This window comes from Pseudomonas allii, assembly GCF_055380095.1.
This window is the reverse complement of sequence record NZ_AP039450.1, coordinates 5,222,278-5,247,066: the sequence shown is the minus strand read 5'-3', so window position 1 is coordinate 5,247,066 and position 24,789 is coordinate 5,222,278. Positions and strand designations below refer to the sequence as shown.

27 protein-coding genes and 1 pseudogene are annotated in these 24,789 nt (G+C 61.5%); 9 read left to right on the top strand and 19 right to left on the bottom strand.

Annotation, left to right across the window (positions count from 1 at the left end):
• Positions 1–105 precede the first annotated feature (105 nt).
• From ACZ445_RS24010 to ACZ445_RS23980, 7 genes are all read right to left on the bottom strand, one after another.
• A complete protein-coding gene (locus tag ACZ445_RS24010; protein ID WP_464707649.1) occupies positions 106–1,455 on the bottom strand; it encodes a CoA transferase in 1,350 nt (449 codons plus the stop codon).
• Between the two features lie 40 nt (positions 1,456–1,495).
• The gene (locus ACZ445_RS24005) at positions 1,496–2,839 is read right to left on the bottom strand and encodes a sensor histidine kinase (protein WP_058423248.1); all 1,344 of its coding nucleotides are present in this window, start codon (positions 2,837–2,839) and stop codon (positions 1,496–1,498) included.
• 68 nt (positions 2,840–2,907) lie between these two features.
• Positions 2,908–3,372, bottom strand: coding sequence for an LTXXQ domain protein (locus ACZ445_RS24000; RefSeq protein ID WP_058423247.1), 465 nt, complete (start codon positions 3,370–3,372; stop codon positions 2,908–2,910).
• Between the two features lie 159 nt (positions 3,373–3,531).
• Complete coding sequence (locus ACZ445_RS23995) at positions 3,532–4,209, bottom strand: response regulator transcription factor (protein ID WP_058423246.1); 678 nt, start codon at positions 4,207–4,209, stop codon at positions 3,532–3,534.
• A 7-nt stretch (positions 4,210–4,216) separates the two neighbouring features.
• Positions 4,217–4,624 carry an SH3 domain-containing protein gene (locus ACZ445_RS23990; protein ID WP_464693833.1) on the bottom strand — a complete coding sequence of 136 codons (408 nt, stop codon included), beginning with the start codon at positions 4,622–4,624 and terminating at the stop codon, positions 4,217–4,219.
• A gap of 106 nt (positions 4,625–4,730) precedes the next feature.
• The gene (locus ACZ445_RS23985; protein WP_464707647.1) at positions 4,731–5,030 is read right to left on the bottom strand and encodes a YciI family protein; all 300 of its coding nucleotides are present in this window, start codon (positions 5,028–5,030) and stop codon (positions 4,731–4,733) included.
• 1 nt (position 5,031) lies between these two features.
• Entirely contained in the window at positions 5,032–5,628 is a 597-nt protein-coding gene (locus tag ACZ445_RS23980; RefSeq protein ID WP_058423243.1) for a septation protein A, read from the bottom strand.
• An 87-nt stretch (positions 5,629–5,715) separates the two neighbouring features.
• On the opposite strand from ACZ445_RS23980, the gene ACZ445_RS23975 reads away from it, so the two are divergent.
• The 6 genes and pseudogenes from ACZ445_RS23975 (at position 5,716) to rluB (ending at position 10,489) form a co-directional block, all read left to right on the top strand.
• Entirely contained in the window at positions 5,716–6,579 is an 864-nt protein-coding gene (locus ACZ445_RS23975; protein ID WP_058423242.1) for a PHP domain-containing protein, read from the top strand.
• A gap of 13 nt (positions 6,580–6,592) precedes the next feature.
• Positions 6,593–7,222 (top strand): L-threonylcarbamoyladenylate synthase, encoded by a 630-nt coding sequence (locus ACZ445_RS23970; RefSeq protein ID WP_058423241.1) that lies wholly within the window; start codon positions 6,593–6,595, stop codon positions 7,220–7,222.
• Positions 7,223–7,342: 120 nt separating this feature from the next.
• Positions 7,343–8,041 carry a segregation and condensation protein A gene (locus ACZ445_RS23965; protein ID WP_164365898.1) on the top strand — a complete coding sequence of 233 codons (699 nt, stop codon included), beginning with the start codon at positions 7,343–7,345 and terminating at the stop codon, positions 8,039–8,041.
• 12 nt (positions 8,042–8,053) lie between these two features.
• Positions 8,054–8,974, top strand: coding sequence for an SMC-Scp complex subunit ScpB (scpB, locus tag ACZ445_RS23960; RefSeq protein ID WP_058423239.1), 921 nt, complete (start codon positions 8,054–8,056; stop codon positions 8,972–8,974).
• A gap of 23 nt (positions 8,975–8,997) precedes the next feature.
• A pseudogene (locus ACZ445_RS23955) lies at positions 8,998–9,090 on the top strand (metal ABC transporter ATP-binding protein); the annotation flags it as partial.
• A 187-nt stretch (positions 9,091–9,277) separates the two neighbouring features.
• Positions 9,278–10,489: a 23S rRNA pseudouridine(2605) synthase RluB gene (rluB, locus tag ACZ445_RS23950; protein ID WP_058423238.1), complete on the top strand. Its 1,212-nt coding sequence runs from the start codon at positions 9,278–9,280 to the stop codon at positions 10,487–10,489.
• A 189-nt stretch (positions 10,490–10,678) separates the two neighbouring features.
• Here the strand turns inward: rluB and ACZ445_RS23945 are convergent, their stop codons facing one another.
• Entirely contained in the window at positions 10,679–11,638 is a 960-nt protein-coding gene (locus ACZ445_RS23945) for a M29 family metallopeptidase (RefSeq protein ID WP_058423237.1), read from the bottom strand.
• A gap of 72 nt (positions 11,639–11,710) precedes the next feature.
• Positions 11,711–11,848 carry a hypothetical protein gene (locus tag ACZ445_RS23940; RefSeq protein WP_003237751.1) on the bottom strand — a complete coding sequence of 46 codons (138 nt, stop codon included), beginning with the start codon at positions 11,846–11,848 and terminating at the stop codon, positions 11,711–11,713.
• A gap of 638 nt (positions 11,849–12,486) precedes the next feature.
• Between ACZ445_RS23940 and ACZ445_RS23935 the strand changes: the two genes are divergently transcribed.
• Complete coding sequence (locus tag ACZ445_RS23935; RefSeq protein WP_179030399.1) at positions 12,487–13,908, top strand: amino acid permease; 1,422 nt, start codon at positions 12,487–12,489, stop codon at positions 13,906–13,908.
• Positions 13,909–14,021: 113 nt separating this feature from the next.
• A complete protein-coding gene (arfB, locus tag ACZ445_RS23930) occupies positions 14,022–14,435 on the top strand; it encodes an alternative ribosome rescue aminoacyl-tRNA hydrolase ArfB (RefSeq protein WP_058423235.1) in 414 nt (137 codons plus the stop codon).
• On the opposite strand, the gene ACZ445_RS23925 is transcribed toward arfB, so the two are convergent.
• The 4 genes from ACZ445_RS23925 to ACZ445_RS23910 form a co-directional block, all read right to left on the bottom strand.
• A complete protein-coding gene (locus ACZ445_RS23925) occupies positions 14,432–15,628 on the bottom strand; it encodes an MFS transporter (protein ID WP_058423234.1) in 1,197 nt (398 codons plus the stop codon). The two genes, arfB and ACZ445_RS23925, sit on opposite strands and share 4 nt — an antisense overlap.
• Positions 15,629–15,732: 104 nt before the next feature.
• On the bottom strand, positions 15,733–15,915 hold the full coding sequence (locus ACZ445_RS23920; RefSeq protein ID WP_058423233.1) for a hypothetical protein: 183 nt from the start codon (positions 15,913–15,915) through the stop codon (positions 15,733–15,735).
• Between the two features lie 74 nt (positions 15,916–15,989).
• Positions 15,990–16,118, bottom strand: coding sequence for a hypothetical protein (locus ACZ445_RS23915; RefSeq protein WP_464707646.1), 129 nt, complete (start codon positions 16,116–16,118; stop codon positions 15,990–15,992).
• Between the two features lie 147 nt (positions 16,119–16,265).
• Positions 16,266–16,577, bottom strand: coding sequence for an Mpo1-like protein (locus ACZ445_RS23910; RefSeq protein ID WP_058423232.1), 312 nt, complete (start codon positions 16,575–16,577; stop codon positions 16,266–16,268).
• A gap of 160 nt (positions 16,578–16,737) precedes the next feature.
• On the opposite strand from ACZ445_RS23910, the gene ACZ445_RS23905 reads away from it, so the two are divergent.
• The gene (locus tag ACZ445_RS23905) at positions 16,738–17,796 is read left to right on the top strand and encodes an AraC family transcriptional regulator (protein WP_058423231.1); all 1,059 of its coding nucleotides are present in this window, start codon (positions 16,738–16,740) and stop codon (positions 17,794–17,796) included.
• Here the strand turns inward: ACZ445_RS23905 and ACZ445_RS23900 are convergent.
• The 6 genes from ACZ445_RS23900 to ACZ445_RS23875 form a co-directional block, all read right to left on the bottom strand.
• Positions 17,753–19,207: a TrkH family potassium uptake protein gene (locus tag ACZ445_RS23900; protein ID WP_058423230.1), complete on the bottom strand. Its 1,455-nt coding sequence runs from the start codon at positions 19,205–19,207 to the stop codon at positions 17,753–17,755. The two genes, ACZ445_RS23905 and ACZ445_RS23900, sit on opposite strands and share 44 nt — an antisense overlap.
• A gap of 176 nt (positions 19,208–19,383) precedes the next feature.
• A complete protein-coding gene (locus tag ACZ445_RS23895; protein WP_058423229.1) occupies positions 19,384–20,727 on the bottom strand; it encodes an imelysin family protein in 1,344 nt (447 codons plus the stop codon).
• 129 nt (positions 20,728–20,856) lie between these two features.
• On the bottom strand, positions 20,857–22,908 hold the full coding sequence (locus tag ACZ445_RS23890; protein ID WP_058423228.1) for a putative bifunctional diguanylate cyclase/phosphodiesterase: 2,052 nt from the start codon (positions 22,906–22,908) through the stop codon (positions 20,857–20,859).
• 161 nt (positions 22,909–23,069) lie between these two features.
• Complete coding sequence (locus tag ACZ445_RS23885; protein WP_058423227.1) at positions 23,070–23,285, bottom strand: hypothetical protein; 216 nt, start codon at positions 23,283–23,285, stop codon at positions 23,070–23,072.
• Positions 23,286–23,412: 127 nt separating this feature from the next.
• Positions 23,413–24,009 carry a superoxide dismutase gene (locus ACZ445_RS23880; protein WP_017125974.1) on the bottom strand — a complete coding sequence of 199 codons (597 nt, stop codon included), beginning with the start codon at positions 24,007–24,009 and terminating at the stop codon, positions 23,413–23,415.
• 178 nt (positions 24,010–24,187) lie between these two features.
• Positions 24,188–24,787 (bottom strand): LysE/ArgO family amino acid transporter, encoded by a 600-nt coding sequence (locus tag ACZ445_RS23875; RefSeq protein WP_071496572.1) that lies wholly within the window; start codon positions 24,785–24,787, stop codon positions 24,188–24,190.
• Positions 24,788–24,789: the final 2 nt, after the last annotated feature.

Genomic DNA, 24,789 nt, shown 5'->3' with positions numbered 1-24,789 from the left:
GTGACGGTACTGGCCTCATCGGGGGCAAGCCCCCTCCCACAGTTTGATTTGTGAACAACATCCAAAAATGTGGGAGGGGGCTTGCCCCCGATGGCGATAGTCGGATCACCACTGCGCCCGGTGCGAACCCAGTTCCCCAGCCGGCAGATCCCACTGCAACGGCGTGCCGCTGATAGTCACCGGCGGCAACAATCGATGCGCCTGGCCCCAGGCCGTCTGTTCCACTACCCGGCCTTGATCGCTCGGTTGCTCGGCCCGCAATCCCGGCTGCTGCGGCATCTGTCCGGCGTCCACCAGCAACTTCGCCGTCCGCGCCAACGACAACCGCGCCGATCCACCACGGCCGTATTTCAATCTTTCGCTCAAGGCCCGAATCGCACTGGCCGCCATCAAATACCCGGTGGCGTGATCCAGCGTCTGCAATGGCAGCGGCACCGGTTTGTCCGCTTGTTTCCAGGCCATGCCCGCGGTGGCAATCCCGCTGCTCATCTGCACCAGGCTGTCGAAACCCCGGCGATTGCGCCACGGGCCGCTCCAGCCGTAGGCGTTGAGGCTTACGTCGATCAGGCCGGGGACGAGGGTTTGCAGTTCACTGGCGCTGTAACCCAGCAGTTCCAGGGCGTCGGCGCGGTAACCGTGGAACAGGATGTCGGCCTCCCTGAGCAGGCGTTCGAAAACCTGGCGGTCTTGGGCGTTTTTCAAGTCCAGGCGGGCGCAGCGTTTGCCCAGGGTCATTTCCGGCACCACGCCGGGCTCGTTCCAGGTCGGCGAGTCGATACGCAATACATCCGCACCCAACCCTGCAAGAAAACGGCTGGCCACCGGGCCGGCCAGCACGCGGGTCAGGTCCAATACCTTGAAGCCCGCCAGTGGCCGCGCCACCGAGCCGAGCCAGGGTTTTTCGAGGGAGGTTGTAAAGGTCTGGCGCTGCACCAGTGCCTCGGCATTGACGGCCAGGCCCTGAGGGTGGGTTTGCCAAGCGTGCCAGGTACGCATCTGCGCGGCACAACCGCCTTCATCGACAATCGCCTGTTCCAGTTCGGCGGCGTTCCAAGCGGCAACTTTATTCGCCATCGCGATGCGATCAGCCACCTTGCCCAGTACCCGTTCGGCGGCGGCGCGGTGGTGGGGTGCGTTGGTGTGCAGGCGAATCCAGCCATCGGCGCTGGCGTAGTCACCGGCCACCGGGTCCCACAGCGGCGGCGTCTCCCAGCCTACCGGACGAATCGAAGACGAGAACCAGAAGGACGCGAGTCGCCGATCTACACTGACGCCGGGCAGTCGCCCGGTCTGTTGCAGGATCAACTGGGCCACGGCCTGGCCAGCGGCGCCGATACTGGCAACGGCCAGGTCGGTGACGGCGAAGGCCGAGGGCAGGGCGCCGGCTTCGGTGCTGGTCAGCGGCGTGCGCGGTAGATCGAGTGCGGCTTGGATGGGAGTCAGCAGGTCAGTCATCAAAGGCCCTCCATAAGAGAAGGGCCACTATAGAAGATGATCAGGCCGGTGTGACAATCCCAGGTTCCAGCGGCAGGTCGATACTCGCGATAAAACCGCCTTGGGCATGATTGGCCAGGACCAGGCTGCCGCCATGGCGCTCGGCGGCGCGACGGGCAATCGCCAGGCCCAGGCCGTGGCCCTGTGCGGTCTGGCCTGGGGCGCGGTAGAACGGTTCGCCCAATTGGCTCAGATGTTCGGCGTCAACGCCGGGGCCGTGGTCGCGCACGCTGATCACAATATGCTCGCCGTGAAGGTGGGCGTGTAACTCGATCGGCTCGCCCGGCGGGTTGAAGCGCTGGGCGTTGCGCAGCAGGTTATCCACTGCCCGTTCGATCATGGTCGGCCACCCCTTGAGGTGCAGTTCGGTGTCGGTGGTGAGTTGCACCACCTGGTCCGGCGCGCTGAGCTGTGCGTCTTTTTGCAAGGTCTTGAGCAACAGGTTCAGGTCGACGTCTTCGGCGCTGGCGTTATCGGCATCGACGCGGGCCAGTACCAGGATCTCGCTGATCAGTGCCTCCAGGCGATCGCACTCGCGGGTCAGGCGAGGCCAGAGTTTTTCGCGTTCTTCGGGGCTGGCGCGTTCGGCCAGGGCCAGGGCGATGCGCAGGCGGGCCAGCGGCGAGCGTAGCTCGTGGGACACGTCGCGCAGCAACTGGCGCTGGCTGCCGATCAGGCTTTGCAGGCGCGCGCCCATGCGGTTGAAGTCGGTGGCCAGCACGCCGAATTCATCGCGTCGGTTGGCCAACTGCGCCAGGCTGTTTTGCTGGTAGGTGGCTTGCCCCAGGTCATGCACGGCGCCGCGCAGTCGGCTTAAGGGGCGCGTGATGGACAGCGTGACGAACAGGCTGAACAGGGTCAGCACCACCAAGGCGATGACCAATGCGCTCAACGGCCATGTCAGGCTGCTGCGATGCCATTCGTCCAGTTCCGGGTGCGGGATGCGGTAGATCAACAGGTAAGTGTCACCGGTCTTGTCGCTGGTGTACTCGGCGGTCAGGCGCCGCCACGGCAGGTGGCCGTCCTTGCTATCGTTCTGGCGGGCTTCGAAGGCCGCGGCGCGGCGTGGAAAGGTGCCCCGCACCACCGGCTCGCCGCTTTCGTTCAGCACTTGCACGTCGATGTGGTACTGGCGTTTACGCTGTTGCAGCAAATCCTGGGCAGCGTCCTCGCCCTGGGTTTCGTAGAGCTGGGTCCACTCTTCGGCCAGGTTGTTGAGGCCGGGGTGACGGCTGAGAATCCAGGCATCTTGATTGAGCATATGCCCAAGCAGGATCGACAACCCGGCAACCAAGGCGATGGCCAGCCAGAAACTGGCCAGGATGCGCCAGAACAATGAACGCACAGGAAACCCTCAAGCAGGAAAAGCCCAGTGGCGGCGGCCACTGGGCTGGGAGCGTTAACGCGAGGGCATTATTGCGCTTTTTGCGGCTGTTGCGCTTTCCAGGCCTGGAATTCCTTCCATTCGGCGCGGCGCTGTTCCTGCTGCTTGACGATCTCGTCGAATTTCTTCTGCTGGTCTGGCTTGAGTAGCGCGCGGATATCCGCCTGGGTTTTCTGCTTGCCGGCGGCGATTTCGTCTTGCATGGCCTTCTGGTCAGCCGCCGGGAGCTTGTCCAGGTACTTTCTGGTCAGGTCCTTGCGAGCGTGCCATTGGTCGCCCATCAGTTTGCCGATCTGCTGGCGCTGTTCCTTGCTCAGGTCCAGTTGGCTGAAGGGGCCGCCTTTGCCACGCGGACCGTGTTCGCCGCCGTGACCCGGGCCACCCATCATGTGGCCTTCGGGGCCGCCCATCGGGCCTGGGCCTTCGGGCATTGCCGCCATGGCAACGGTCGGCAGGGCAGCGGCGAACATCAAAGCGATAAGGGTCTTGCGCATGGTGATTCTCCTGTCTCTATTCCGGTGAGTCCGGATGTGAGTAGATTACGGAGATCAAGGTCAGCGGCGGTCAGGTGTGGGTAAAGCTTGGGTAAAGACGGTTTTGGCGGGAGCTGACAAAACTGGCAAGCCAGCTCCCCCAGAGACTTTGCAGCGTGTTCAGAGACTGTAGTAGTAGCCCCTGCTGCGCAGGGCGACGATTCGTGGCCGGCCATCCGGGTGCGGGCCGATCTTTTTGCGCAGGTTGCTCACGTGCATGTCCAGGCTGCGATCGTAAAGGGTCAGCTTGCGGCCCAGGGCGATCTGCGCCAGTTCCTGTTTATCCAAGGGCTCGCCGGGCTGGCGCAGCAAGGCTTCCAGCAGGCGGCTTTCGGAGACGGTGAGGGAAAATTCCTGTTCATCGATGCTGACCACGCCGCGCACCGGGCTGAAACACAGGTCGCCCAATTCGAGCTGGGTGGACACGGCGGCCGGGTGGCTGCGGCGCAGTACGGCGCGCAGCCGGGCGGTAAGCTCGCGTGGGTCGCAGGGCTTGGCCAGGTAATCGTCGGCGCCCAGTTCCAGGCCGAGGATGCGGTCCAGCGGTTCGCCGCGCGCCGACAGCATCAGCACCGGCAGCTCCGGGTGGTCGTTGCGCAATTGCTTGAGCAGTTCCAGGCCGCTGCCGTCGGGCAGCATCACGTCGAGTACCACCGCGGCCGGGGCACTGTCAGCCAAGGCTTTGCGGGCGCTCAAGCCGTCATGGCAGGCGCGCACCTGGAAACCTTCCTGGCCCAACCAACTGGTCAGCAGCTCGCAGAGCTCCTGGTCATCATCTATCAGTAACAGCTCGCTCATGACTCACTCAATTTAGCCATTGTCGACGGCGACGGTGCCCCCCACTGGCGAAAATCCCGCACAGCAGGGCTATCAGTGCGACGGCCCCACCGGTGACGAACCACTGTTGCTGCTCGGTCAGCCATCGGGTCAAGGCGCCGCCCTGTGTCTCTTTGAGTTGCTGGGCCAGGCGTTGGTTCTCTTGGCGAAGGCGACTCAATTGAGCACTTTCGCGGGTAGCGTCCGCGCTCTGCAATTGCCTGCTCAGTTCTTCGCGCTGGCGTTCGCTTTCTTTCAACCGTTGCTGCAACTCGGTGATCTGGGCGCCGGCACTCAAGGACAGGGGCGTGGAACTGCCGGTGTTCGAGGTTTCTTCAGCGTGGGCCGTAGCCCCGATCATTACCACTGCCAACAGACACAACTGACGTAAGCGCATCGGAACTCCTGATTCCACACGAATATTCAGAACGTTGTCGGCAGGTTACCGAGAATAATGAGCAATTAGGCGTACGCCGAACCGATCAGGTTCGGCGTGGCCGTTATCAAGGCAGGACTTGCTTGAACGGCTTGATCACGACGTCGGCGTAAACGCCGGCCGCCACGTACGGATCGGCCTTGGCCCAAGCCTGGGCATCGGCCAGCGAGGCGAACGCGGCGACCACCAGGCTGCCGGTGAAACCCGCCGCGCCCGGGTCGTTGCTGTCCACCGCAGGATGCGGGCCGGCCAGTACCAGGCGGCCTTCGGCTTGCAGCACGTTCAGGCGCTCGAGGTGGGCCGGGCGCACGCTCAGGCGTTTTTCCAGCGAATCGGTAACGTCGGTGGCAATGATTGCGTAGAGCATGTCAATCCTCGGTTTTCGGGGTGGTAGGGGCGACGTCATGCAGGTGACGTGACAGGTAGATACCCTGGCCAACCAGGAACAGCACGGTCATGGCCAGGCTGCCGAAGACTTTGAAATCGACCCAGTAGTCCTGGAAGGTGAAGGCCACGAACAGGTTGGCGGCGCCGCAGAACAGGAAGAACACGATCCAGGCAACGTTCAAGCGTGTCCATACCGGCTCCGGCAGGGTCAGCGCATGGCCCATGATCCGCTTGATCAGCAGGCGGTCACCGATGAAGTGGCTGCCGATAAACACCAGAGCGAACAGCCAGTTCACCACGGGCGCTTTCCATTTGAGGAAGGTTTCACTGTGGAAGGCCAGGGTCAGGCCACCGAACACCAGGCACGCGACCAGAGTGAGCCATTGGCTTTTTTCCAGCTTGCGCTGGGAGATGAAAATGGCGCCGTAGACGACGATAGAGCTGATGATCAGTACGGCGGTGGCGCTGTAGATGCCCCCGAACGAGAACTCATGACCGGCGATTTCGATGACCCTGGGGTCGAGCTTGGTAACGATGAAAAACAGCAACAGCGGGATGAAGTCGATGAATTGTTTCACAGTAAGAGCCAGAAGCTGGATGTGGCGGCATAATAACAAACATCCTTGGTAGCGAAAGCGCCAGCTGACTTGAGGTTACACATCCCCGTGAATGTTGATTTGCACTGCCACAGCACGGCCTCCGACGGCGCCCTGGCGCCCGCGGTACTGGTTGCGCGTGCGTTTGAAAAAGGCGTGCGAGTCCTGGCGTTGACCGACCACGACACCCTCGAAGGCCTCGACGAAGCCCGCAAAGCCGCGCATGCGTTGGGCATGCAGTTGGTCAACGGTGTGGAACTGTCCTGCACCTGGGGTGGCGCCACCATTCATGTGCTCGGCTACGGCTTTGATCAAAAAGCCCCGCCTTTGGTCGCGGCCATTGCCCAGTTGCACGATGGCCGCTGGCTGCGGTCCGAAGAAATAAGCCGCAAGCTCGGCCTTAAAGGTATGTCCGGTGCCTTGGAAGGCGCCCGCGCCATCCAGCAGGAACTGGGTGACAGCGGCAACGCACCGGCCCGGCCGCATTTTGCCGACTGGATGGTGCGAGAAGGTTTCGTCAAGGACCGCGCCGAAGCGTTCCGCAAATGGCTGGGCGCCGGCAAGTTGGGGGATGTGAAACAACACTGGCCGACCTTGGAAGACACCGTAGAGACCCTGCGGGCCTCCGGGGCCTGGGTCAGCCTGGCCCATCCTTGGCATTACGATTTCACCCGCAGCAAGCGCCGCAAGCTGATTGCCGACTATATTGGTGCGGGCGGCCACGCAATCGAAGTGGTCAACGGGCATCAACCCGCCGAGCAGGTCGGCAGCCTGGCGATTCTTGCCCGCGAATTTGGTCTGCTGGTCAGTGCCGGCAGTGATTTTCATGGCCCAGGCGGCTGGTCCGAGATCGGCGAGTATCGCCCCGTCCCGGAAGATTTGCCGCCCTTGTGGGGGCGATTCAAGCATGACCCCATTATTGCCACCGTCTGAACAGGTAGAACACGTGAGTCAATTCTTCCAGATTCATCCGGAAAACCCCCAGGCGCGCCTGATCAAACAGGCCGTCGAGATCATTCGCGCCGGCGGCGTGGTGATCTACCCGACCGATTCGTCCTACGCGATTGGTTGTCAAATCGGCGACAAGGGCGCGGTAGAGCGTGTAAGACGCCTGCGCCAGCTGGACGACAAGCACAACTTCGCGCTGATCTGCAGCGACCTGTCCCAGTTGGGCCTGTTCGCCAAGGTCGACACCGGCACGTTCCGTCTGCTCAAGGCCCACACGCCGGGGCCCTACACCTTTATTCTGAATGCCACCCGCGAAGTGCCGCGCCTGCTGCTGCACCCGAAGAAGCGCACCATCGGCCTGCGGGTGCCAGAGCATCCCATTGCCCTGGCGCTGCTTGAAGAACTGGGTGAGCCGTTGATGAGCGTGTCGTTGATCATGCCCGGCGACACCGAGCCCCTGGAAGACCCGTATGAAATGCGTCAGCTCCTGGAAAAGCAGGTGGACCTGATCATCGACGGCGGTTTCGGCGGCGGCAAAGCTTCCACCGTGATCAACCTGGCCGACGGCGAACCCGAAGTGATCCGCGTGGGTTGCGGCGATCCGGCGCCATTCATGGTCGAGGCCTGAATGTCAGCCGTGGAAACCGTCGACAGCCAGGCGGGCGCCCAGCAGGAACTGCCGTTTGCCATGGTGTATGGCCAGGCGGTCATGGAAATGCCCCTGGATCTGTACATTCCGCCGGACGCGCTGGAAGTCTTCCTGGAGGCTTTCGAAGGCCCGCTGGACTTGTTGCTGTACCTGATCCGCAAGCAGAACATCAACATCCTCGACATCCCGGTGGCGGAGATCACCCGCCAGTACATGGGCTATGTCGAGTTGATGCAGTCGGTGCGCCTGGAGCTGGCCGCCGAGTACCTGGTGATGGCTGCCATGCTCGCCGAGATCAAGTCGCGCATGCTGCTGCCGCGCTCGGAGACGGTGGAAGCGGAAGAAGATGACCCGCGCGCCGAACTGATCCGCCGCCTGCAGGAGTACGAACGCTTCAAGGCCGCCGCCGAAGGCATCGACGGCCTGAGCCGAGTGGGCCGCGATGTGGTGGTGCCCAAACTGGATGCCCCCGAGGCCCGTGCGCGCAAGCTGTTGCCGGACGTGAGCCTGGAAGAATTGCTGATGTCCATGGCCGAGGTGCTGCGCCGTGGCGATATGTTTGAAAGCCACCAGGTCAGCCGCGAGGCGTTGTCCACCCGCGAGCGCATGAGCGACGTGCTGGAGCGCCTCAAGGGCGGCGGTTTCGTGCCGTTTGTCGAGCTGTTCACCGCCGAAGAAGGGCGCCTGGGGGTGGTGGTGACGTTTATGGCGATTCTCGAACTGGTCAAGGAGTCGTTGGTCGAGCTGGTCCAGAATGAGCCTTTTGCGGCTATCCACGTGCGGGCGCGAGCCGAATAAAGAGCTGAATCGATGAATCTGACTGAACCCCGCGAACTGGCGCCGCTGCTGGAAGCTTTCCTACTGGCGTCGGGCAAACCGCAATCCCTGGAGCGTTTGTTCGAGCTCTTTGAAGAGGCCGAACGTCCCGAGCCGCCGGTGTTCAAGAAGGCGCTGGAGATTCTGCGCAAATCCTGCGACGGCCGTGCTTTTGAATTGCGCGAAGTGGCGTCGGGTTATCGTCTGCAGATCCGTGAGAAGTTTTCCCCTTGGGTCGGCCGGCTGTGGGAAGAGCGCCCCCAGCGTTATTCACGGGCGATGCTGGAGACCATGGCGCTGATCGCCTATCGCCAGCCCATCACCCGAGGCGAGATCGAGGACGTGCGGGGCGTGGCGGTCAACAGCCATATCGTCAAGACGCTGCTGGAGCGCGAGTGGATCCGCATCGTCGGTTACCGTGACGTGCCCGGTAAACCGGCGATGTTTGCCACCACCAAGGTGTTCCTCGACCATTTCAACCTGAAAAATCTCGACGACTTGCCGCCGCTGGCCGAATTGCGCGAGATGGAAGCGGAGCCGGTGCTCGACTTCGACGACGCCCCGGTGCCGGCCAGCCTGCAAGAGCTTGCCGATGCGACAGCAGAGCCGGAAGAGCCGAAGGACGAAACCAGTTTCCATACCTTGCTGTTGGAACTGGACGACATGGAGCAGGGCATCAAGACCGACTTTGATGACTTGCTGCGCGACGGTGCGACCGAGGCAGAACCCCAGGAAACCGTTGACCCCGAACCTGAGCCCGAATCTGAAGAAGACATCCTCGGCGTCGCCGACGCCCGCGAAAAACTCCTGGCCGCCGTCGCCGCCCTCGAACAGCCGCCCCTCAGCGACGAAGAAGATGAAGCCCGCGCCCTGGCTGAGGCCATCGAAGCTGAACGTCGCGAGTTCGAAGACTGACGCGTTCCTGCAAACACTGCTGAATCCCTGTGGGAGCGGGCTTGCTCGCTAAAGCGGAGTATCAGCCATCGGAGATGGCGACTGATCCACCGCATTCGCGAGCAAGCCCGCTCCCACATTTTGATTTGTGGTGCTGCCGGCTGGCGGAAAAACCGGTGAATGCGTACTAATCGACTAGTCTCTGATGCGCAACGTGCGCCATGCGCGTATGATTCGCGACCCTTTGCCGAGCTATTCGGCCAAAGCCCCGCTTTCAACACTCTTCAGGCCATGCCTGAATCGACCCACCGGGAGGTGCTTAAGATGAACGACAAAGACCAGAACGACAGCCAGGAAATCGGCCCAGCAGGCGAAAAACTGCAAAAGGTGCTGGCGCGTATCGGCGTGGGCTCGCGCCGCGACGTCGAAGCCTGGATCACCCAGAAGCGCATCAAGGTCAACGGCGTCGAGGCCACCCTCGGCCAGCGCGTCGACCTGCACGACGCAATCACCATCGATGGCAAGGTCATCAAGCGTGAAGAGGCCGCCGAATCGGTACGCCGCGTGATCATGTACAACAAACCCGATGGTGAGATCTGCACCCGTGACGACCCGGAAGGCCGTCCGACCGTGTTCGACAAGATGCCCAAGCCCAAAGAAGGCCGCTGGATCAACATCGGTCGCCTGGACATCAACACCACTGGCTTGCTGATGTTCACCACCGACGGTGAGCTGGCCAACCGCCTGATGCACCCGTCCTATGAGATGGACCGCGAATACGCCGTGCGTGTACGTGGTGAAGTCGACGACGAGATGATCGAGCGTCTCAAGGCGGGCGTGGTGCTGGAAGACGGCCCGGCCAAGTTCACCGACATCAAGCAGGCGCCGGGTGGTGAGGGTTTCAACCACTGGTACCACTGCGTGGTGATGGAAGGCCGTAACCGTGAAGTGCGTCGCCTGTGGGAATCCCAGGGCCTGGTGGTCAGCCGCCTGAAGCGCGTGCGTTTCGGCCCGGTATTCCTGAACTCCGACCTGCCGATGGGCCGCTGGCGCGAAATGAGCCAGTACGAAGTCGACATCCTCAGCGCCGAAGTCGGCCTGACGCCGGTGGCGATGCCGCAGATGAACGCCAAGAGCAAAGACAAGCTTGAGCGTATGCAGCGTAAATCGTCGCGCCCGGTGGCGCGCACCGAACGTGTTGCCCGCACCCTGCGCCCGGCGTTGAATGCACCGGCGACCGGCGGTCGTATCTCCCGTGAGCCGCAGATCGAAGGTGAGCGCCGCCCAACCGCGCCATCGCGTCAGGAAGGCGAGCGCGCGCCACGTACGCCGCGTCCTGCCCCGTCGGGTGGTCGCAGCAACCGGGGTGAAGCGGATCGCCCGGCCGACAACGCTAGCACTAAGCGTCCAGCCAAGCCGGCCGCTAACAAGCGCCCTGGCCCGAAACTGGTCGCCGACGAGCCGTCTGGCAAGCGCCGTGGCGCACCGGCCGGTTCTGGCCAGCGTCCTGGTTTTGGTCGCAAGAAGCCGCAGTGATTTGATCGTCGCATAAAAAACGCCAACCCTCGGGTTGGCGTTTTTTTTGCCTTGGAATACGTTCAAAAATGTGGGAGGGGGCTTGCCCCCGATAGCGGTGTAGCAGCCACCACACACATCAACTGAACGACTGCCATCGGGGCAAGCCCCCTCCCACATTCAGATTTTCAGTGTTAGTTACAGCGTTGCTCAGAACGCAAAGGCCCCATCAAACACCGGCTTGTCATCCAGCGCCAACACCCCACTGGCAAAGATCAAATCCAGGTGATGGCTGCCTTTCTGCCCACCGCCCAGTCCCAGGTGCAACCCGCAATGGCGCTCCTCGAACCCGGCGTTGCGCGCATACAGATCCTTCACGCCTTCATTGGTACCAATCCCCAACTCCTCCACACGCCGGTTCGACGGGTTGGCATTCAGGTACTTGTTGAAATCATCGGCCAACCCCGGCACTTCACTGGCCACGCTGCAGATGGTCGAGTTCTCGATCCACAACTCCAGCGGCGATTGCAGCACACCATATTTGCGCGCAAACGGGATGGTGCTGAGAAAGGTGCCGACAAACCGCACCTGGCCATTGATGGCCTCGCTGTGGGTGGCGATCTCGCCCGGGGCCAGGTCGTGGTTGCCGACCCCGTTGATATTGGTCCACTTCTTGATGCTGCTCATCGGCGCTTCCAGCCGTGAGCCATGTTTGTCGGTAAAGCTCAGCACGTTGGCCTGGGACATACGCCGGATCAGCGTGGCGTTGAGGTCGGCGATGCGTTGGGGCTCGACGCTAAAGGTGTCGTAGAAATAGTCGCCATAATCCTTGAACAGCAGGGATTTTTTCCAGTGTTCGGCCATCACGCCTTGCAGAGCACGGATAAAGTCCGGGCCTTCGGCGCGAGGGTTGGGCAAGGTGGAGGAATCGTAGAGAAACAGGTACAGGTCGCAGGCTTCGATGGCCTGGGCCAGGGTGTCGCTGGCGGCCAGCTCCAGGCGCTGCACCTGGAAGTTGAAACGGGCGGCGCTGCCCTGGGTGATCGCCTGGGTGATGGCGTCGTAGCGCTCGGTATGGCCCAGCAGCACGTTGGGGCAGCTCAGGCCGCTGAGGGCCGGGTGATGCGCGAGGTAGTAGAGAAAGTGTTCGACGGCGCGGGCCTTGTCCATGACGTACATCCTTCTGTGCCTTGGGTAAGGGAGCAGGTGCCGTGCACGGCACCTGCCGGGAGCGTGCCGGTTTTAGAAGGGCCACATCGCGGTGCCAAATGGCACAACGGCATCGGCTTGCATCATTTCAACGGCGGCCTCATGGGTCGGCGCTTCAAACCAATCGTCGAGTTGCAGTTCGGTTTCCAGGTCTTTTTCCAGTGCTTGCATGGTGTATCTCCTAGAGGACGGTGCTTGAGAACGGCTTGCCAACGGGCTTTGCGGGCAAGTGCAAAGAACCTAGGAGAGAGTGTTTCAAAATGCAAAATTTTTATTGACACGGTTTCATTTGGATTTTTTGTTCTGTTTTTCGGGTTTGGTTTTTTCTTGAGGAAAAACAGTCAGCTGGCGCCGCTGAATTGCAGGAAATTTCTGACCGTCATTTTTTACTTAGATCACAGCTGTAACGTTAATTTTCCATGCTGTAACGATTAATTTACGCGTAGATGGCGGCATTATTGGGTGTTTCCGTCCTGTAAGGATTACCTGACAGATCGTCGCACTCGCTTTGCGCAGGCGGCCCCAAGCTGTCGAGCGGTGTACAATGCGCCGCGTTTTACTGTGACCCCCTTGCGTAACCACGCAAAAGGCCAAGACCTCGGGGTGTACCCACCCTGATCACTCCGCCTGGCCACGAGCCGGACGGGTTCGATTTCGTCACAGATAAAAACAAACAGGTGACGCATGACCGTTAGAAAAACGCTGTACTCCTGGTGCCTGCGCTGGGGTTTGGGCGGCGCTGCTTGAGTCGATGACTCAAGGCAGCAACCTGCAGTCAACCTCCTCAAACCTTGCGTGAGACCCTTTTCATGAGTGGACCCCATTCCTCTTCAGGCGAGCTGAAACGCGGCCTGAAAAACCGGCATATCCAGCTGATCGCCCTGGGGGGCGCCATCGGCACCGGCCTGTTCCTCGGCTCGGCCGGGGTGCTCAAATCCGCCGGCCCGTCGATGATCCTGGGCTATGCCATCTGCGGCTTCATTGCCTTCATGATCATGCGCCAGCTTGGCGAAATGATCGTCGAAGAGCCGGTCGCCGGTTCCTTCAGCCACTTTGCCCACAAGTACTGGGGCGGTTTCGCCGGCTTCCTGTCGGGCTGGAACTGCTGGATTTTGTACATCCTGGTGGGTATGTCGGAACTGACGGCCGTCGGCAAGTACGTGCATTACTGGTGGCCGGAGATTCCGACCTGGGTTTCGGCCGCGGCGTTCTTCGTGCTGATCAACCTGATCAACCTGGCCAACGTCAAAGTGTTCGGTGAAGCCGAGTTCTGGTTCGCCATCATCAAGGTGGTGGCCATCGTCGGCATGATCGCCCTGGGCAGCTATTTGCTGGTCAGCGGCAGCGGCGGGCCACAGGCCTCGGTAAGCAACCTGTGGGAACACGGCGGTTTCTTCCCCCACGGTGTCGGCGGATTGGTGATGGCCATGGCGATCATCATGTTCTCCTTTGGCGGCCTGGAAATGCTCGGTTTCACCGCTGCCGAGGCGGACAAGCCGCGCACCGTGATCCCGAAGGCGATCAACCAGGTGATCTACCGCATCCTGATTTTCTACATCGGGGCCCTGGTGGTGCTGTTGTCGTTGACGCCATGGGACAGCTTGCTGGAGACCCTCAACGCTTCGGGTGACGCCTATAGCGGCAGCCCGTTCGTGCAGGTGTTCTCGATGCTCGGCAGTAACACTGCCGCGCATATCCTCAACTTTGTGGTGCTGACGGCGGCGCTGTCGGTGTACAACAGCGGCACTTATTGCAACAGCCGCATGTTGCTGGGCATGGCCGAGCAGGGCGATGCGCCCAAGGCATTGGCCAAGATCGACAAGCGCGGCGTACCGGTGCGTTCCATCCTCGCCTCGGCGGCGATCACCCTGGTGGCGGTGCTGATGAACTACCTGATCCCGCAGCACGCGCTGGAACTGCTGATGTCCCTGGTGGTGGCCACGCTGGTGATCAACTGGGCGATGATCAGCTTCTCCCACTTCAAGTTCCGCCAGCACATGAACCGCACCGGCCAGGTGCCGCTGTTCAAGGCGCTGTGGTACCCCTACGGCAACTTCGTGTGCCTGGCGTTCGTGGTGTTCATCCTGGTGATCATGCTGATGATTCCGGGGATCCAGGTGTCGGTGTACGCGATCCCGGTGTGGGTGGCGTTTATGGCGGTGTGTTATGGGATCAAGAACAAGCGTAGTGCGCAGCAAGCCTTGGACGCGGCAGTGCCCGCGGTTAAGTAAGCGTAATCCGTGATCAAGCAAACCCGGCCGTGTGCCGGGTTTGCTGCTTAGAGGAAGGAGGGCGTGCGCATTCGCGTATCCTTGGGCTTCCCCATTCGAGGTAGCTGCCGCTCATGCTGGTAATTTCCAACAACGTCCACCTGCCCGATGCCGAGGTCGAGCTGACCGCCATCCGCGCCCAGGGCGCCGGCGGGCAGAACGTCAACAAGGTGTCGAGCGCGGTGCACCTGCGGTTTGATATTCCGGCGTCGTCGTTGCCCGAGTTCTATAAGGAACGGCTGCTGGCGCTGCGTGACAGCCGTATCACCAGCGAAGGCGTGCTGGTGCTCAAGGCACAACAATATCGGACCCAGGAGCAGAACCGCGCGGATGCGCTGGAGCGCCTGGTGGAGTTGATTCTCAGCGCTACCAAGGTGGAGAAGAAGCGGCGCCCGACCAAGCCGACCCTGGGCTCGAAAAAGCGTCGGCTCGAATCCAAGACCAAGCGCGGCAGCATCAAGGCCGGGCGTGGCAAGGTCGATTTCTAGGCGTCGCGTGCTTCGCGGGCTTTCGGCGCTTGTCGGTACAGGTAAACACTGAGCAGCAAGCCACCCAAGGCCGCGAGGGCGGCGAACAGGAAGATCGACGCAAAGCCAAACCCCGCCGCCACGGCTCCGGCGAGTGGGCCGGTGATGCCCAGCGACAGGTCGATGAACAGCGAATAAGCCCCCACCGCCGAGCCTCGGCTGGACGCCGGCACCAGGTTGACGGCCTCTACACCCAGTGCTGGAAACACCAGGGAAAAGCCAAACCCGCTCAACGCCGCGCCCGCCAGGGCCAGGCTGGCATCCGGTGCAAGCCACAGCAACAGCAGGCCGAGAATCTCCACCGACAGGCAGGCAATCGCCACGCGAAACCCGCCGATCCGGTTGATCAGGTTGCCAAACAGCAGCCGTGCTCCGATAAAGCTGGCGCCGAACAGGCTCAAGGCCCACACCGCGTTATCCCAGTGCTGGGTGGTGTAGTACAGGGTGATGAAGGTCGCGATGGTGCCAAATCCAATCGAGCCCAGCGCCAGCGCGCAGCCGTGGGGCAATACCCGGCCGAGCACATTCATGAAGGGCAGGCGCACACCGGCCACAATCGGTGCGGCGACCTTGTTCCAGGCCAACAGCAGGCCGACGATGGCCAGCAGGATGATGCTGACCCCCATGCTCCACAGCCCGAAACTCTTCACCAGCACTACGCCCAACGGCGCACCGACCGCCAGTGCACCGTAGCTGGCGATGCCGTTCCAGGAAATGACCTTGGCGGTGTTCTGCGCGCCGACCCGGCCGATGCCCCAGCCGATGGCGCCCGAGCCCACCAGGCTTTCCGCGCTGCCCAGCACCAGGCGGCCGATCAACAGGCTGCTCAGGCTCAAGGCAGGCAGGCTGGAGAACCAGGCCGCGAGCAGCATGAATACGCCGCTCAAGCCACAGCCGACCAGGCCGATCAGCACGGCGCGCTTGCTGCCCAGGTTGTCGATGATCTTGCCCGCATAGGGGCGGCTCAGCAGGGTGGCCAGGTATTGCACGCTGATCACCAGGCCGGCAATCACCGCGCCGTAGCCCAGCTCACTGTGGACATAGCCCGGCAACACGGCCAGGGGAATGCCGATATTCAGGTAGCCGATGAAGGTGAACAAGACGATGGAAACAACTTGCAGCGTGACCGCCATGGGGCGCTGGGTATCGGGCATGGGAGGGGTCCACTGTCGCAGCAGGTAAAGATAGGCTGCTAATGATACCGGTGGTTTGCGTCGTGCAGGGCGGTAAAACGCAAAAACCTCGGATCAAAAAGACCTCAGGCGTGCGCAGGGGCCAGCAGTTGGGTGGTGACCAGAGCGGCCAGCGCGTTTTCCTGGGTGCCAAAACGCTTGAGCAGTACGGCCTGTTTCTCCGCGCTGAGGCGGTTCCATACTTCGACCATCTGCAGGGCAGCGTCGAGTACAGCGGTGTCCGGGTTGTCGGGGAGGGTATCGGTCATGATGGGCGTCTCGATTGATTCAGGCAGTGTGGAAAGCGCTCAACGTTGCGCTTTCCACACGGTCTGGTACGGCGTCAGTCCTGGCTTTTGCTGTCGACTGGTTTGGCTTCTTTGGCCTCAGGCTGTTTGTCGCTGGCCTGCTGCGGTGCTGGCTGCTCTGTAGGGTGCAGGCTTGGGAAGGGGAGATTAGGTATCTCGTGCATCGTCGTCGCTCCTCGCAAGGTCTGTTTTTTCAATCGCAGGTGATTCCGCGCTCTCAAAAAGCCTTGGCAGGATACAGCACCGCAAATGACAAAAAGATTTTTATGTCGCCGGATGGATGAACTTTCATCGTTTAAACGGTCATGCGGCTAAAACGGTACCTTGCCCAGAATCATGTCGCGGTACATCACAAAGTCCCCCAACAAGCTGTAGAACGGGTGCTGAAAGGTCGCCGGGCGGTTCTTTTCGAAGAAGAAGTGGCCGATCCAGGCAAAGCTGTAGCCGGCAATCGGCAAGGCGACCAGCAAGCCCAACGAACCCCGGCCGATGGCATACGCCAGAATGCCGATTACCAGCGTGGTACCGATGAAATGCAGGCGCCGGCAGGTACTGTTGGCGTGCTCGGCCAGGTAATAGGGGTAGAACTCAGCAAAGCTATTGAATCGCTTGACGTTTTCCACAGTGGCTGGCCCTTTGATTGTTATGCCGCCCAACAGATGTTCGGCGGGGAGCTTATTTGAGTCTAGAGTGATCAGTAGTAACAGCCAGTGACAATAGATGCCACTTTAGTATCCTTGGCTTCCTGGCTGTCGTTTGAGCCTGCTTTATTAAGAAGACGCCATGAGCGAACGAACAACTTCTGCAAGCTGGGCGATGGGGATAGTCAAGGCGTTGGAAATGGACGGGCTGGATTGCCGCGCCTTGTTCAAGCAACTGGGCCTGGACTACGCCGCGCTGAATGACCCCGATGCGCGCTTCCCGCAGGATTGCATGACCCGTCTGTGGCAGCGCGCGGTGGAGCTCTCGGGCAACCCGGCGATCGGCCTGAACATGGGCAAGGTGGTGCGCCCGGCGTCGTTTCATGTGGCCGGCTATGCCCTGATGTCCAGCAACACCCTCGCCGAAGGTTTTATGCGCCTGGTGCGTTACCAGCGCATCATCGCCGAAAGTGCCGACTTGAGTTTCCGACTGATCCCCGAAGGGTATGCGCTGATTCTGACGGTGCATGGCGATCACCTGCCGCCGACCCGGCAAAGCGCCGAAGCCTCGCTGGCCAGTGCCCTGGCGCTGTGTGGCTGGCTCACCGGCCGTACCCTGCAGCCGCGCAAGGTGGTGCTGCAAGGTGATCAGCCGGCGGACCTGGCCCCGTACAAACAAGCCTTCCACGCACCCCTGGAGTTCAACGCTCCCTACGACGCACTCATTTTCGAGCGGGCCGACATGGAAGCGCCGCTGCCCACGGCCAACGAGGCCATGGCGCTGTTGCATGATCGATTTGCCGGTGAGTACCTGGCGCGTTTCTCGGAAAGCCGCGTGACCCACAAGGCGCGGCAAGTGCTGTGCCGGCTGTTGCCCCAGGGCGAGCCCAAGCGTGAAGTGGTGGCGCAGACGTTGCACCTGTCCCAGCGCACCTTGCAACGGCGACTACAGGAGGAGGGCACCAGCTTCCAGACCCTGCTCGACGACACCCGTCGCGAACTCGCCGAGCAATACCTGGCACAGCCGAGCATGACCTTGCTGGAAATCGCCTACCTGCTGGGGTTTGCCGACCCGAGCAACTTCTTCCGTGCGTTTCGTCGCTGGTTTGATGCAACGCCCGGCGAATACCGGGCGCGGTTGTTGGAAACCTCGGCTGTCAGTGACGCCAAAAAGCCGGAATACACAGAACAAAGACCGTAATGATCTCCAGCCGGCCGAGCAGCATACCCAATGACAGGATCCATTTGGCCGCATCCGGCAGGCTGGCGAAGTTACCCGCCGGGCCAATGGTTTCACCCAGCCCCGGGCCGACACCGGACACCGTACTGGCGGCGCCGGTCAAGGCGGTCATCCAGTCCAGGCCCAGCAGCGACAAGGCCAGGGCGATGGCGCAGATGGTGATGGCGAAGAAGAACGAAAAGGTCAGGATCGAACGTACGATCTCTTCATCCAGGCGGTGGCCGTTGTACTTCTGCTTGATCACCGCACGCGGGTGAATCAGCTGGTTCAAGTTGGCCTTGAGCAGGATGTAGGCGACCTGGAAGCGGAAAATCTTGATCCCGCCGGCCGTCGAGCCCGAGCAACCACCAATAAACCCCAGGTAGAAGAACAGCATCAGTGAGAAGTTGCCCCACAGGCTGTAGTCCCCCAACGCGAAACCGGTGGTGGTGACCACCGAGGTCACGTTCAGCGCTACATGGCGCAGGGCATCGAGCCAATGCAGGTTGGTGGTCCACCAGTACCAGGTGCCGAGTACCAGCCAGGTCACGACCAGCAAACCGAGCAAGCCTTGTACCTGCTGATCCTTGATCAATGCCTTGCGGTTGCCGCGCAACGTGGCCACGTAGAGGGTGAACGGCAGGCTGCCGAGAATCATCACCACCACCGCTACCCAGTGCACCGCCGGTTGTTTCCAGTGCGCCAGGGATTCATCCGAGGTGGAGAACCCACCGGTGGAAATCGCCGACATCGCATGGTTGATCGCATCGAACAGGCCCATGCCGGCCCACCAGAATGCCAGGCTGCCAAGGATGGTGATGCCCACGTAGGCCGCCACGATCAGCCGCGCCACCATGTGCGAGCGGGGCATGACTTTTTCCGAGCGGTCCGAGGATTCGGTCTGGAACAGGCGCATGCCACCGATGCGCAGCAGCGGCAGGATCGCTACCGCCATGCCGATGAAACCTATACCACCGAGCCAGTGCAGCAGCGAGCGCCACATCAGGATGCCCGGTGACAGGGTGTCCAGGCCGCTCAACACCGTGGAACCGGTGGCGGTGATGCCGGACATGCTTTCGAAGAAGGAGTCGGTGTAGCTGATGTGCTGGGTCAGCAGAAAGGGCAGCGCGGCGAAGACGCACACCACCACCCAGCTGCTGACGGTCAGCAGGTACATGTCCCGTGGACGCAGGTGTACATGCTCGGGGCGACCGGGAATCACCAGGGCCAGGCCGGCCAGAAAGGTGATCATGCTGGCCCACAGGAACGAGGGCAGGTCGCTGGTGCGTTCGAAGATCACCAGGGTAGCCATGGGCACGACCATGGCGATCGCGAGGGTGATCAGGAAGATGCCGATGATGAAACCGATGATGCGCAGGGTCGGCAACGCCATGAAATTCGCTCGAGGTAGGGCAGAGGCGCCATTCTACCTGGGGTGCGGGGCATGTAAACCGGGGTTTGAGGCAGTGCAGTCAAATGTGGGAGGGGGCTTGCCCCCGATGGCGATGTGTCAGTAAACACGTGCTTCACTGACACACTGCTATCGGGAGCAAGCCCCCTCTACCTGGATCAGAACTCGTGATCGGCGTTATCCGGGTTCAGGTCGCTGATGCCCAGCTTGCCCGCTGCCGCTTCGATCGAGCCGGTCTGCTTGACCAGTGCGGCGATGGCGTCGCGCACAACCTGGTTGCCCGCATCGTTGCCGGCCGCGATCAACTGGTCGTAGTGCTCACCCTTGTTGGCGTGGTCGACCATGACCTGGATCTTCGCTTCGGTCGCTGCCAGGTCCGCTTTCAAGGCGGTGTCGGCAGCCGGGTCGGCCTTGGCCACCAGGGACGACAGGCTGGCGCCGGTCATCTTGGTGCCGTCGACGCGGGTGTACTCGCCCAGGTAGACGTTGCGGATGCCCTTGGCGTCGTAGAAGTGCGAGTTGTGGGTGTTGTCGCTGAAGCAGTCCTGTTCGTCTTCCGGCGAGTTGGCTTCGAGGGAAACCTTCATGCGCTCACCGGCCAGCTCGCCCAGGGACAGGCTGCCCATGCCGAACAGCATTTTGCGCAGGCCGTCGGTGGCCGGTTCTGCCTCCAGGGTGGCGCGGTAGTTGTCCTCGACGTTGGGTTTCCAGTTGCCGACCATTTCTTCCAGGTCGCTGACCAGCAGTTGGGTCACGGCACGCAGGTAAGTACGGCGGCGCTCGTTGTGGCCACCGGTGGCACCGTCGCCCGTCAGGTAGTCCGACGCAGGACGGTTGCCGGCGCCTGGGCCGGTGCCGTTCAGGTCCTGGCCCCACAGCAGGAATTCGATGGCGTGGTAGCCGGTGGCGACGTTGGCTTCGGAACCGCCCAGCTCATTGAGGCTGGCGAGTTTTTCCGGGGTGATGTCCTTGACGTCGACCTTGTCTTCGCCGACCTGGATCTGGGTGTTGGCGATGATGTTGGCGGTGGCGCCCGGGTTACCCAGGGCGTGCTCGTAGGACTTGTCGACGTAGTCGATCAGGCCTTCGTCCAGCGGCCATGCGTTCACCTGGCCTTCCCAGTCGTCGATGATGGTGTTACCGAAGCGGAACACTTCGCTCTGCAGGTACGGGACGCGGGCGGCGATCCAGGCGGTACGTGCGGCTTTCAGGGTTTCATCGTTCGGCTTGGCGAGGAATGCGTCGATCGCGGTCTGCAGGGTTTTCGCGGTGGACTCGGCATCGCTGTAGACCGCAAATACCATGTCTGCGTAATGCGCGACCACGGCCTTGGCGGCCGCTTCGTCGACCTGGCCGGCAGGGGTGGCAGCCGCTGGAGCGGTAGTGCTGGCAGCCGGGGTCGGCGCCTGTGGCGCTGCGGCCTTGTCTTTACCTTCGCCACAGCCGGCGAGAGAAATGGCAATGGCCAGCAGACTGGCGGTGGCCAGGGGCATACGAATCATGGCGAACATCCTGCTTCGGTTGTTGATGGGGCGCGCGGGGGGAGCGCAAAAAACTGCGACATAATGCGAAAGATTTGCATTTTGTGTAAAGGGTTATACGAGGGAAATATTCAGTATCGTTTTGGCTCGTCACAGAATCGCTGCGTTATTGCGCTCAGACTGCTTCAGGAAGGCAGCCAACTCCCGGGCCTGCAAGGGTTTGCTGTAGTGATAACCCTGACCTTCATGGCAGCCCTCGGAGACGATGTAAGCCTCCTGCTCGGCGGTTTCCACACCCTCGGCGATCACCTGCATGCCCAGGCTTTTGCCCAACTGGATGATGGCCCGCACGATGGTGGCATCGTCGTCGTCATCCAACAGGTCCTGCACAAAGCTCTTGTCGATCTTGATCTTGTCCAGGGGCAGGCTTTTCAGGTAGCTCAAGGATGAATAACCGGTGCCGAAGTCATCAATGGCAATCAGTGCTCCGGAGCGACGCAGGCTCAGCAGATGTTGGGCGGCGGTGCTGATGTCTTCCATCAGGCCGGTTTCGGTGACTTCCAGTTCCAGGCTGCGCGGTGGCAGGCGGTAGATCTGCATCAGGTTATTGACCACCCGTGGCAGTTCGGTGTGGTGCAGCTGCACGGTGGACAAGTTGACCGCCATGCGCAGGTCGGTGAAGCCCAGGTCGTGCCATTCGCGCAATTGCCGGCAGGCCTGGTCCAGTACCCACTCGCCAATCGGAATAATCGTGCCGTTCTGTTCGGCCAGCGGGATAAACAGGTCCGGCGGGACCAGGCCATGTTCCGGGTGTTGCCAGCGGATCAGCGCCTCCACACCGACCACGCGGTGGTCGCGGTAGCTGATCTGCGGTTGGTACACCAGGTGGAACTGGTCGCGGCTGAGGGCGTCGCGCAGGTCTTTTTCCAGCTCGCGGCGACGGCGCATTTCGCTGTCGACGCTGGCGATGTAGAACTGATAGCGGTTGCGCGAACGGGTCTTGGCCAGGGTCATGGTCTGTTCGGCTTTTTGCAGCAGCTTTTCGGTGCTGTCGCCGTCTTCTGGGAACAGGGTGATGCCGATGGTGGCACGCAGGCGGATGCCTTCGTGGTCGAGGGCGAACTCTGCCTCCAGGTCGTCCAGAATGCTCTGGGCCAGCTCGGCGGCCTCGTAAGGCTGGTCGATATCGGCCTGGACCAGGGCGAACTGGTCGCCGCCCAGTCGAGCCAAGGCGCCGAGACGGCCGCTGTGGGCGCGCAGGCGGTCGGCCAGGGCCAGCAGCAGTTTGTCGCCGGCCTGGTAGGTGAACTGCTCGTTGACGCTCTTGAAGTCATCCAGCCCCACGCACAACACCGCCACGCGCCGTTGCCGACGGCCGGCGTCGATGAGGATCTTGTCCAGTTGCTCCTGCAGTTTCTGGCGGTTCGGCAGGCCGGTGAGGAAGTCGTATTGGGCCATGCGCAACAGGCTGCTTTCGGCCTCATGGCGCAGGTGGGTGTTACGTTCGATGGATTCGAGCAATTGGTTGGCGGTGTTGATCCACAGCCCCAACTCGTTGCGCTCGTGGCCTTTGAGCTGCGGGATCTTGTGTTCGCTGGGCCGGTCCGGGTTGATCGACGTCAGGTGCTCGATTATCCGTGACAGCGGCTTGGTCAGCAGCCAGTGATAGACCAGGTACAGCACCAGGCCCATGGCCAGGGCACGCAGCACCCCGGAAATAAAGATGATCACCGAATTGACGATAAAGCCCTGGCCATAAGTCGCGGTGTCGAGGGTGATGCTCAGGTCGCCGTAATATTCGCTGTAGGGGCCTTTGCCCACCAGCGCCGTGGTGAAAGTGCGTTCCTGGCCAAGAATCAGGTCGGTCAACCAGCGGCTGGGCGCTTGCTGCAATGCACGGCTTTTTTCCGCCAGCATGGTTTCGTTGGGGTGGCCGATGGACGCCATGCGCACGGCGTCATCCTGAAACAGGCCCTCAATCACTTGCATGCCCATCTCGCGGTCCAGGCTGTAGACGGCCTGGGTCGAGGGGTCGCGAAACATGTCGAGGATGCGTTGGGCGTCGCCGGCTACGGCCTGGCGCGTCTTGTAGGCATCAAAGACGATCTGCGCCACGCTCAGCGCGACGCCCACGATCAATGCCGACAGCAGCACAACCCGTAGCAACTTCACCGACAAGCTGTTTTTGAGTTCCAGCTTCAAAGGGTTATTCCTTGTTCCATGCGGGTAGCCTCAATATGCCATGAGTATTGGCAATCTGGTGAGGGCAGTCAAAGGAACATTGGGGTTAACCAGGTTTGAAGGAGAGGGGCGAGGCGGATTGCTGTCCGCCCGCCCGTTACGAGGCCGCGGCAGCGGGTCGTTTAGAACTTCAGCGTGCGGTTTCCTAATTCCAGCGTGTTCGAATAATCAACCGATTTTTTGGTAGGTTCGAAAGCCTGGTCAAGCATCTTGCCCAAAGTCTTGGCTGCTACGTCAGCGAAGGGTTGGGCAAGCGGCACGAGGGACTTGGTGATGTCGCCAGCGGTTTTAACAACGTCGCCAACGATAGGCAGAGCTGCGAGTGCGCCAATGGTCATTGTGATTTCTCCGACAGATAAGAGAGGCTGATTCCTCCAGAGACTGCGTGGCAAAGGCCTGTCACTCAGTTCCATGGCGCATAAAAAAGCCCGGCATCGCCGGGCTCTTTTTTACTGCAAGCAGTGCTTAGGCAGTGAAGGTCTTGCCTTCGAACTGCTCAGCCACGAACTTCCAGTTGACCAGATTCCAGAACGCTTCCACATACTTAGGACGCACGTTGCGGTAGTCGATGTAGTAAGCGTGTTCCCACACGTCGCAGGTCAACAGCGGGGTATCGCCGCTGGTCAGCGGGTTGCCGGCGCCGATGGTGCTGGCCAGGGCCAGGGAACCGTCAGCCTTTTTCACCAGCCAGCCCCAACCGGAACCGAAGGTGCCGACGGAGGTCTTGGTGAACTCTTCCTTGAACTTGTCGAACGAACCGAAGGCTGCGTTGATGGCTTCAGCCAGCGCGCCGGTAGGTTGGCCGCCGGCGTTTGGCGCCAGGCAGTTCCAGTAGAAGGTGTGGTTCCAGACCTGAGCGGCGTTGTTGAAGATACCGCCCGAAGAGGATTTGACGATCTCTTCCAGGGTCTTGCCTTCGAACTCGGTGCCTGGCACCAGGTTGTTCAGGTTCACGACATAGGTGTTGTGGTGCTTGTCGTGGTGGAACTCCAAGGTTTCCTTGGAGATGTGCGGCTGCAGGGCATCGTGTGCGTAGGGCAGCGGCGGCAATTCGAAAGCCATGATAAATCTCCTAATCAGGTCAGTTGCGGTGAGCGCAAGGCCGATCACGGGCGGCCAAACAAGCGCCGGGGAGTTTGTACTCTTTGCGGCGCAGGGTCCGGATCATAGCACCGGGGGTGCGGCAAAACCACGCAACAACTGTGTGGGATAGAGGTTCCAGAGCGTTTTGGAATATTCCTCAGGCACTGATCAATTGATAGGCCACGCTGAACATCATCACCGCCACCAATAGATCCAGCAGGCGCCAGGTGGCGGGGCGTGCCAGCCAGGGCGCCAGCCACGCCGCGCCGAGGGCGAGGGTAGAGAACCACAGCAGCGATGCACTGGCCGCGCCGGCGACGTAGGCGCCGGGCTCGGTTTGTTGGGCGCCGAGTGAGCCGATCAGCAATACGGTGTCCAGGTACACATGGGGGTTGAGCAGGGTGACGGCCAGCGCGCTCAGCAGCACCGCGCGCAATGAGCGCACCTGCAGGTTGCCGCCCTGATCCAGGCTCTGTTTCGAACACGCCCGGCGCAGCGCACAGGCGCCGTACCAGATCAGGAAAGCCGCGCCGCCCCAGCGTGCAACGGCCAACAGTATCGGGCTCTGTGCCAGTACCGTCGCCAGGCCGAACACCCCGGCGGCCACCAGCAGCGCATCGCACACCACACACAACGCGGCCACGGGCAAATGATGTTCACGGCGCAGGCTTTGCGCCAACACAAAGGCATTCTGGGTGCCGATGGCCATGATCAGGCCGAGGGCGACCAGCAAACCATTCAGATAGCTTTGCCACATAG

Excerpts from the sequence above, each read along its gene's own strand:
- ACZ445_RS24010 (WP_464707649.1), bottom strand. The coding sequence starts at position 1,455 with ATGACTGACCTGCTGACTCCCATCCAAGCCGCACTCGATCTACCGCGC.
- ACZ445_RS24000 (WP_058423247.1), bottom strand. The coding sequence starts at position 3,372 with ATGCGCAAGACCCTTATCGCTTTGATGTTCGCCGCTGCCCTGCCGACC.
- ACZ445_RS23995 (WP_058423246.1), bottom strand. The coding sequence starts at position 4,209 with ATGAGCGAGCTGTTACTGATAGATGATGACCAGGAGCTCTGCGAGCTG.
- ACZ445_RS23990 (WP_464693833.1), bottom strand. The coding sequence starts at position 4,624 with ATGCGCTTACGTCAGTTGTGTCTGTTGGCAGTGGTAATGATCGGGGCT.
- ACZ445_RS23985 (WP_464707647.1), bottom strand. The coding sequence starts at position 5,030 with ATGCTCTACGCAATCATTGCCACCGACGTTACCGATTCGCTGGAAAAA.
- scpB (WP_058423239.1), top strand. The coding sequence starts at position 8,054 with ATGAATCTGACTGAACCCCGCGAACTGGCGCCGCTGCTGGAAGCTTTC.
- rluB (WP_058423238.1), top strand. The coding sequence starts at position 9,278 with ATGAACGACAAAGACCAGAACGACAGCCAGGAAATCGGCCCAGCAGGC.
- ACZ445_RS23945 (WP_058423237.1), bottom strand. The coding sequence starts at position 11,638 with ATGGACAAGGCCCGCGCCGTCGAACACTTTCTCTACTACCTCGCGCAT.
- ACZ445_RS23940 (WP_003237751.1), bottom strand. The coding sequence starts at position 11,848 with ATGCAAGCACTGGAAAAAGACCTGGAAACCGAACTGCAACTCGACGAT.
- ACZ445_RS23935 (WP_179030399.1), top strand. The coding sequence starts at position 12,487 with ATGAGTGGACCCCATTCCTCTTCAGGCGAGCTGAAACGCGGCCTGAAA.
- arfB (WP_058423235.1), top strand. The coding sequence starts at position 14,022 with ATGCTGGTAATTTCCAACAACGTCCACCTGCCCGATGCCGAGGTCGAG.
- ACZ445_RS23925 (WP_058423234.1), bottom strand. The coding sequence starts at position 15,628 with ATGCCCGATACCCAGCGCCCCATGGCGGTCACGCTGCAAGTTGTTTCC.
- ACZ445_RS23920 (WP_058423233.1), bottom strand. The coding sequence starts at position 15,915 with ATGACCGATACCCTCCCCGACAACCCGGACACCGCTGTACTCGACGCT.
- ACZ445_RS23915 (WP_464707646.1), bottom strand. The coding sequence starts at position 16,118 with ATGCACGAGATACCTAATCTCCCCTTCCCAAGCCTGCACCCTACAGAG.
- ACZ445_RS23905 (WP_058423231.1), top strand. The coding sequence starts at position 16,738 with ATGAGCGAACGAACAACTTCTGCAAGCTGGGCGATGGGGATAGTCAAG.
- ACZ445_RS23900 (WP_058423230.1), bottom strand. The coding sequence starts at position 19,207 with ATGGCGTTGCCGACCCTGCGCATCATCGGTTTCATCATCGGCATCTTC.
- ACZ445_RS23895 (WP_058423229.1), bottom strand. The coding sequence starts at position 20,727 with ATGATTCGTATGCCCCTGGCCACCGCCAGTCTGCTGGCCATTGCCATT.
- ACZ445_RS23885 (WP_058423227.1), bottom strand. The coding sequence starts at position 23,285 with ATGACCATTGGCGCACTCGCAGCTCTGCCTATCGTTGGCGACGTTGTT.
- ACZ445_RS23880 (WP_017125974.1), bottom strand. The coding sequence starts at position 24,009 with ATGGCTTTCGAATTGCCGCCGCTGCCCTACGCACACGATGCCCTGCAG.
- ACZ445_RS23875 (WP_071496572.1), bottom strand. The coding sequence starts at position 24,787 with ATGTGGCAAAGCTATCTGAATGGTTTGCTGGTCGCCCTCGGCCTGATC.